The sequence below is a fragment of the Arthrobacter sp. MDT1-49-2 genome (assembly GCF_059090185.1).
In genome coordinates this window covers 183,829-191,101 of record NZ_JBNHFK010000009.1, presented here as the reverse complement: position 1 = coordinate 191,101, position 7,273 = coordinate 183,829, and the positions used below count along the sequence as shown (strand labels likewise).

The 7,273-nt window shown below is 65.2% G+C and carries 7 protein-coding genes; 3 read left to right on the top strand and 4 right to left on the bottom strand.

Annotated features, from left to right (window positions below):
• Window positions 1-93: 93 nt before the first annotated feature.
• Window positions 94-1,275, bottom strand: coding sequence for a MarP family serine protease (locus tag AC5RTS_RS13705; RefSeq protein WP_493992566.1), 1,182 nt, complete (start codon window positions 1,273-1,275; stop codon window positions 94-96).
• A 224-nt stretch (window positions 1,276-1,499) separates the two neighbouring features.
• On the opposite strand from AC5RTS_RS13705, the gene AC5RTS_RS13700 reads away from it, so the two are divergent.
• Window positions 1,500-2,177: a Crp/Fnr family transcriptional regulator gene (locus AC5RTS_RS13700; protein ID WP_146360700.1), complete on the top strand. Its 678-nt coding sequence runs from the start codon at window positions 1,500-1,502 to the stop codon at window positions 2,175-2,177.
• A gap of 98 nt (window positions 2,178-2,275) precedes the next feature.
• Here the strand turns inward: AC5RTS_RS13700 and AC5RTS_RS13695 are convergent, their stop codons facing one another.
• From AC5RTS_RS13695 to sp36, 3 genes are read right to left on the bottom strand one after another with little or no spacing between them, the layout of a single operon-like run.
• Window positions 2,276-3,187: an NUDIX hydrolase gene (locus tag AC5RTS_RS13695; RefSeq protein WP_493992560.1), complete on the bottom strand. Its 912-nt coding sequence runs from the start codon at window positions 3,185-3,187 to the stop codon at window positions 2,276-2,278.
• The gene (locus AC5RTS_RS13690) at window positions 3,180-3,662 is read right to left on the bottom strand and encodes a RidA family protein (protein WP_493992559.1); all 483 of its coding nucleotides are present in this window, start codon (window positions 3,660-3,662) and stop codon (window positions 3,180-3,182) included. The genes AC5RTS_RS13695 and AC5RTS_RS13690 overlap by 8 nt, the downstream gene beginning before the upstream one ends.
• Window positions 3,662-3,817 (bottom strand): Sp36 family protein, encoded by a 156-nt coding sequence (gene sp36 / locus AC5RTS_RS13685; protein ID WP_493992558.1) that lies wholly within the window; start codon window positions 3,815-3,817, stop codon window positions 3,662-3,664. The genes AC5RTS_RS13690 and sp36 overlap by 1 nt, the downstream gene beginning before the upstream one ends.
• Before the next feature lie 35 nt (window positions 3,818-3,852).
• Between sp36 and AC5RTS_RS13680 the strand changes: the two genes are divergently transcribed.
• Both AC5RTS_RS13680 and AC5RTS_RS13675 read left to right on the top strand, forming a co-directional pair.
• On the top strand, window positions 3,853-6,186 hold the full coding sequence (locus AC5RTS_RS13680; RefSeq protein WP_493992557.1) for a transglycosylase domain-containing protein: 2,334 nt from the start codon (window positions 3,853-3,855) through the stop codon (window positions 6,184-6,186).
• Complete coding sequence (locus AC5RTS_RS13675) at window positions 6,186-7,136, top strand: metallophosphoesterase (protein ID WP_493992556.1); 951 nt, start codon at window positions 6,186-6,188, stop codon at window positions 7,134-7,136. The genes AC5RTS_RS13680 and AC5RTS_RS13675 overlap by 1 nt, the downstream gene beginning before the upstream one ends.
• The last annotated feature ends 137 nt before the right edge of the window (window positions 7,137-7,273 follow it).

The window sequence follows — 7,273 nt, the reverse complement described above, 5'->3', positions numbered from 1 at the left end:
TTGGTCGGATGAGTGTGGTAACCCATATCGAACCGGAGACCCTCGCCTATTTAACTTTTGCCACGCCGTTCACAACCACCGTAAGAGTTACAGCTAGCGGCTGGTGCACTGGCCCGCTGAGACAGCCTCGCTGTATCCCGGAGCAGCGTCGATAACCGGTCCCGCCTCAGCCAGCGAGAGCGCGTAGCCGATGGGCTGGTCACCCGTGGTCTTGGCGAAGATCACTCCCGCTATGCGGCCGTCAATGTCCAGCAGCGGGCCGCCGGAGTTGCCCTGCTGTACGTTCGCGGCCAGCGTGTAGACCTCCAGCACCTCCGGGGCAGTGCCATAGATGTCCCGCACGGCCACGTCGGAGAGCCCCTCCACACTGGCAGCCTGCAGCCGGAAGGGGCCGCCGGCCGGGTACCCGGCAAACGCCGCCGTGGTGCCCGCGGCCAGCTCCTCGCCCAGCGGCAGTGCCGGGGCATCGAGGTTGTTCACTGCGAGGACCGCGAGGTCGCGGGCGGCATCGAAGTACACGACCCGGCCCGGCAGCACGCTTCCGTCCGGCACTTCCACCACGGGTTCATTCACGCCGGCAACCACGTGGGCATTGGTGACAACCCTGTCATCGGCCACCACAAACCCTGACCCCGTCTGGTTCTGCCCGCACTGGTACGCGGTACCCGTGATCTTCAACACAGAGGCAGACGCTGTCCGCAGGGCCGGTGAATCCACCTCCGCACTGGGCGGGACCACGGACTGCGGAGCGGCGCTGTCCAGGATGGTGGGCAACCCCTCGGACACCGTGAAGGACCGGATCTGGGCGCTCCAGGCCTTAACCTGCTCCGGGGTCGCGTCGTCAATGGTTCCCAGCACCTTGGAGGCGGCAATCTGCTGGGACAGATACGGCACACCCAGGGTGGTCACGCTGAACGCGAGCATGGCCATCACCAGGGCGGCAACCACGAGGTTCACCGCACCGCCAAGCAGCCGGTCCAGGAAGCGCAGCGGCGGAAAGTTCAGCCAGCGCCGGATCATGCCGCCAAGCGCCGCGCCGGCAGCGTGACCCACCAGCACCAGGACCACCGCTGTGGCAATGACCACGGTCAGCCGCCAGCCGTTGTCCGGCACCCAGCCTGCTACCAGCGGAATGGCAAAAAACGCCGCCACCGCACCCGCGACAAATCCCACGATTCCGCCCAGGGTGACTACCAGCCCATTGCGCAGTCCGGCAATCAGATAAAAGAGCAGGACAAGGAGCAGGATGATGTCCAGAAGCGTCAATCCGAGCACAAAGAGCTCCAAAAGTTCAGTCGAGGCGTCCCGGCGGAGGGAAGGCCGCACGGTGTTGACGAGTTTATCCGGACAACCTGAAGAACCCGCTATCGGCCTTCACCCGCCGTGAACCCGCTGCCGCTCTTTTTCTCATCCATCGGCGAACAAACGTGCTTTAGGTGTCACTGGGGAGTGACGTGCGGCAAGATAATAGGTAGAGAACACTATTTACAGGAGATTTCATGGATATCGAGGTACTGCGCCGCGCGCCGTTGTTCGCCTCTCTGGGAGACGACGTCTTCGCCGCTCTGACCGAAGAGCTCACTGAGGTCGACCTCTCACGCGGGGCCTCCGTTTTCCGGGAAGGCGACCAGGGCGACCAGCTCTACTTCATCGTCTCCGGCAAGATCAAGCTGGGGCGGTCCGCCCCGGACGGCCGCGAGAACCTGCTTGCCATCCTGGGCCCGGGTGAACTGTTCGGCGAGATGGCTCTCTTTGACCCCTCGCCCCGCAACGCCACGGCCACGGCCGTTTCCGAAACCCGTCTTGCCGGCCTGCGGCATGAGAACCTCCGCGCACTGATCGAAACCCGCCCCGAGGTCTCCGTCCAGCTGCTACAGGCACTGGCCCGCCGGTTGCGCCGCACCAACGAGTCCCTGGCAGACCTCGTCTTCTCCGACGTTCCCGGCCGCGTTGCGAAGGCGCTGCTGGACCTGGCGGACCGCTTCGGCCGTCCCGCCACCGACGGCATCCTGGTGGCGCACGAGCTCACGCAGGAAGAACTGGCCCAGCTGGTCGGGGCTTCACGTGAAACCGTCAACAAGGCACTGGCGGAGTTCGTCCAGCGCGGCTGGCTGCGGCTGGAAGCCCGGGCAGTGGTCATCCTCGACGTCCAGCGGCTGCGGCAGCGTTCCCGCTAGGCTCGTGCAGTAACAGCGCACACAACGACGGCGCCGGCTCCCCTGGGGGAACCGGCGCCGTTGCTGTTAAACCGCCGTCGCTACTACGTGCGGATGCCTCAGCGTCCGTGCTGGGACGAACCTTCGGCAGCGCCACCCTGCGTGACTGCCAGGCGCGGCTCGCCGTCAACATCCACCAGCTCGGGCCGGTACACCGCCGCCGGCCTGCGGCTCGAAAGGTAGGCAATGCACCCGCGCGCCGAGGCAAGCTTCTCCAAAGTGATCTCCACCGGAGGCACCACCAGCTCCCCCAGGGTCAGCCCCCGGGTATCCGGCAGCCCGATTTCATCGCCCAGGGCAGAGGTGTCCCGCGCCGCAATGACTTCCCCGGCAGGTTTCCAACCGGCCCAGACGCCTTTGCCGTCAAGCAGCGTGGCTTCCTGTCCCAGCGGCTGAACGGCCGCGAAGTAACGGGTGTCAAAACGCCGCAACGCAAAGTCGGGGCTGTGCCAGTTGGCGAGCGGACGCAGCAGATCGGTCCGCAGGCCCAGCCCCCGTTTTCCGAGGAGTTCCAAAAATGAAGCGTCCTGGGCGGCAATGCCTGTGCGCGCCGCCATCCATTCGGGCCCCCGGTTGCTCTCCAGCAGCGTCGACTCGTCCGGGCCCGCAAGCAGGATGCCGGTCTCCTCGAACAGCTCCCGGATGGCGGCAACGACGTGCCGGCGGGCCAGCCGGGCGTCGTCGATCCCCATCGACTTCGCCCAGGCCGCGGGGGCGGGGCCGTACCAGGCCGCCTGCGCGTCGTCGTTCTCCTCGACGCTCCCGCCGGGGAAGGCGACCTTGCCCAGCGGCGACTCACCGCGGCGGTAGGCGAGGTAGGTTTCCGTTCCGCGCGGCGAATCCCGCAGCAGCACCACCGAGGACGCCAGCCGCGGTTTGCGCGGCGTCCGGTCAGGGCGTTCAAACCAGCTTTGCGCGGCTACCCGCTGGTCCGGTGCCACGGGAAAAAGCCGGACGGTGGAGCTAGGCAAATTCCACGATCATTTCTACCTCGACGGGCGCGTCCAGCGGCAGGACGGCGACGCCGACGGCGGAGCGGGCATGGCTTCCTGCCTCCCCGAAGACCTGGCCAAGCAGTTCCGAGGCACCGTTGATCACGGCAGGCTGTCCGGTGAAGGAGGGGTCGGAGGCCACGAAGCCCACCACCTTCACCACCCGGCTGATGCGGTCAAGATCACCTATTTGCGCCTTCACCGCGGCCAGCGCGTTGATCGCGCAGATGGCAGCGTAGGAGGCGGCATCCGCCGGGTCCACGGCTGCTCCCACTTTGCCCGTGGCCGGAAGCACGCCATCGACGAACGGAAGCTGGCCCGAGGTGTGGACCAGGTTTCCGGTGATGACCGCAGGGACGTAGGCAGCCACCGGAGCCGCGACGGAGGGCAGGGTCAGGCCCAGCTCCTGCAGTCGGATCTCAACGGCCGAAACTGCTCCGGCAGCCGCGCTCATCAGCTTTTTTCCCGTTTCATGTAGGCCACGGAACCGGTTCCGTTGGGTGCCGGAGCGATCTGGACCAGTTCCCAGCCCTCATCCCCGTGCATATTCAGGACCTGCCCGGGTGTGTGAAGTGGAAGTGGTGTAATGAAGTATTCCCATTTGGTCATAAGGGAAAGGGTAACGTGCTTGTAGACTGTCACGCATGGCAGCACGCAAATCACCGTTCTTTGACACGGCGACCACTCTCGGAAAGCTCGTCGCGTTCTTCGGCATCAGTGCTCTTTGCGGAGTTCTGGCAGCCGGTCTCCTGGTTCCGGCAGCCGCAGCAACCGGCACCGCCGCTTCCGGCTCCATTCAGTTCTTCGACCAGCTTCCCTCGGAACTGGAACGGGGCGCACTGGCCACTCCGTCGAAGATCTACGCCAATGACGGCTCCCTGATTGCCACCCTTTACGAGGAAAACCGCCAGCCGGTGACCCTTGAAGAGGTCTCGCCGAACATGGTGGACGCGATGCTGGCCATTGAGGATGACCGCTTCTACGAACACGGCGGCGTGGACCTGCAGGGCATCATGGGCGCCCTGGTGTCCAACGCCACCAGTGACACCACCCGCGGTGCTTCCACCATCACCCAGCAGTACGTGAACAACGTCATCATCGACACCAACATGCAGAACGACAAGGAAGTCGTTTTCAGCGGCGGTAAGACGGTCGGTGACAAGCTGCGCGAAATGAAGCTGGCTATTGCGGTGGAAAAGGAGCTCAGCAAGGAGGAAATCCTTGAGGGCTACTTCAACATTGTCCCCTTCAGCGGCACCACCTACGGCGTCCAGGCAGCAGCACGCTACTTCTTCAACGTGGATGCCAAGGACCTGAATATCGCCCAGTCGGCACTGCTGGCCGGCGTGGTCAACGGTCCCACGTTCTACAGCCCGGAGCTGAACCCCGAACGCGCGCTGGAACGCCGTAACCTGGTGCTGGCAGCCATGCTGGAGAAGGGCCGCATCACCCAGGAAGAGTACGACGCGGCCGTGGTCACGGATCTGGGCACGCAGATCACCCCGGTGCCCAGCAACTGCGTTGGCGCCGAACAGGCCCCGTACTTCTGCGACTACGTTATGCACCTTGTGCTGAACGACGAGAACTTCGGTGCCACCGAGGAAGAGCGCACCAAGCTGCTCTACCGCGGCGGCCTGAACATCAAGACCACTCTGAACCCCACCTTCCAGAACGCTGCACAGACCGCCATCAATGAGACGGCCAACCCGGACACCACCGACGCCGAAATCGGCCACTCCATGGTCAGCGTGGAACCGGGCACCGGCAAGATCCTGGTGATGGCACAGAACACGCGTTACACACCGGAAATCGCCCCCGGCAACTCGGTCCAGAACTTCAACGTGGACGTGTACCAGAACGGCAACCCGGAAAAGTACCTCAACGGGCTGGGCGGTTTCCAGCCCGGTTCCACGTACAAACCGTTCACCGTCGCTGCCTGGCTGGACGCCGGCAAGACCCTGAACACCACGTTGAACGGCTCCAAACGGACCTATCCTGCGGGGCACACGTGGAACGCCAGCTGCCTTCCCGGCGGCCGCTACGTGGCCTTGGAGCCGTGGACGCCGATCAACTACGGCGACACCAACTACAAGACCACGACCGTCCTGGACGGCCTGGCCCAGTCCTACAACACGATCACCCTCGCTGAGATCAACCAGCTGGATCTGTGCTCGTTCCAGAAACTGGCCTTTGCCGCCGGCATCCACAACGGCAAGAGTTCCGAAGGCGAGCGGAAAATGCTTTCCGTTGACCCGCCGTCGACCTTCGGCGGCGGCGGAGACGCCTCGCCCCTGTCCATGGCCACGGGCTTCGCGACCCTGGCTGCCGAGGGCCTGCGCTGCGAACCGATCGCCCTCGAATCCGTCACCGGTGCGGACGGACAGGAATACCCCGTCCCGCAGCAGTCGTGCGAACAGGTCATGAAGAAAGAAGTTGCCCAGGGCGTCAATGTGGCGACCCAGCGCGTGATGACCAACGGCTCAGGCATCAACCTGCAGGTAGGCGTGCCCACCGCAGGCAAGACCGGCACCAATGACTACCGCTCGCAGACCTGGTTCATGGGTTACAGCACCGGCATGGCGACGGCCTCCTGGATCGGTAACTGGAAAGCCAATAACACCACCATGTCCGACAAGCTGATCGGCGGACGGGTCTACCCGGAGATTGACGGCTCGCTCATTGCCGGCCCGTCCTGGAAGAACTACATCCAGCGCATCGCCGGGCAGTACGAGGCCAACGCCTTCACCGCGCCGCCGGCCAGCGTGATCGGCAACACCGCACCCCCGCCCCGGGCAACTCCGCCGGAGAAGCCGGCCGCGGACAAGGACGACAAGCCCGATAACGGCGGGAACGCCGCCGGAGCTCCTGCCGGGGATGCCGGCAACAACGGCGGCGGCAACGGCGGGGCTCCTGCCGGGGATGCCGGAAACAACGGCGGCGGCGAAGGCGGCGCCAACAACGGCGGCGGGAACGGTTAGTGGCTGATTCATCCCTGGCCTCCGCTGCGCGGACGTCGGCCTGGCTGTCCGGCGGCATTGCAGGGGCGGGCGCGGCCGCGCTTGCCTACGGATCCCTGATCGAGCGCAACCTGTTTGGCCTGCGGGAAGAAACCGTCCGGGTTCTTCCCGCAGGGAGCAGCCCGCTACGGGTCCTGCACCTCTCGGATATCCACTTCGTTCCCGGCCAGGACCGCAAGGTCCGGTGGCTGCAGAGCCTGGCAGAGCTTGAACCTGACCTGGTGGTCAACACCGGGGACAACCTCAGCCATCCGCACGCCGTCCCGCCGGTGCTGGAGGCCCTGAAGCCGCTGATGCGGTTCCAGGGTGTCTTTGTTCCCGGGTCCAATGATTACTACGCCCCGGTGCTGAAGAACCCGTTCACGTATTTCACCGGCCCCTCCAAGCACAAGCACAACCCCCGTGAGTTGCCGTGGAACCTGCTCTTTACGGCCTTCCGCGATGCCGGCTGGCAGGACCTGACCAACACCACGGCCCTGATGGAGCTGGGCGGGCTGCGGCTTAACTTTTCCGGCGTGGATGATCCGCACCTGTTGCGTGACGAATACCCCGGTTTCGACGAACTTCCGGCCGGCACGGACTTCTCCTCCCCTGAGGTCCGGATCGGAGTGGCCCACGCGCCCTACCAGCGGGTGCTCAACCAGTTCACCGACGGCGGGGCGGAAATCATCCTGGCAGGCCACACGCACGGCGGCCAGGTCTGCATCCCCGGATACGGGGCACTGGTGAGCAACTGTGACCTGCCCACGTGGCAGGCGCGCGGCCTGACGTCCTGGGCACACGGCGGACGCCGCATCCCGTTGAACGTCTCGGCCGGTATCGGCACCTCCCGCTTCGCGCCGATCCGGTTCGCGTGCCGGCCCGAAGCCGTCCTGCTGACCCTCACGGCCCGGGATTCCTCACTCCGGTGACCCGCTCCGGCAGCTCGCTGTGAGGGCACCGGCCAGGCGTAAAGCAGCTGGAAAGTAACGCCGCGAACCCCGGTTTCGCGGATTCGGGGTTTCTCTAGTATCCTTGTAAAGTTGCTTCGCGAGGTGGTCAACCACCG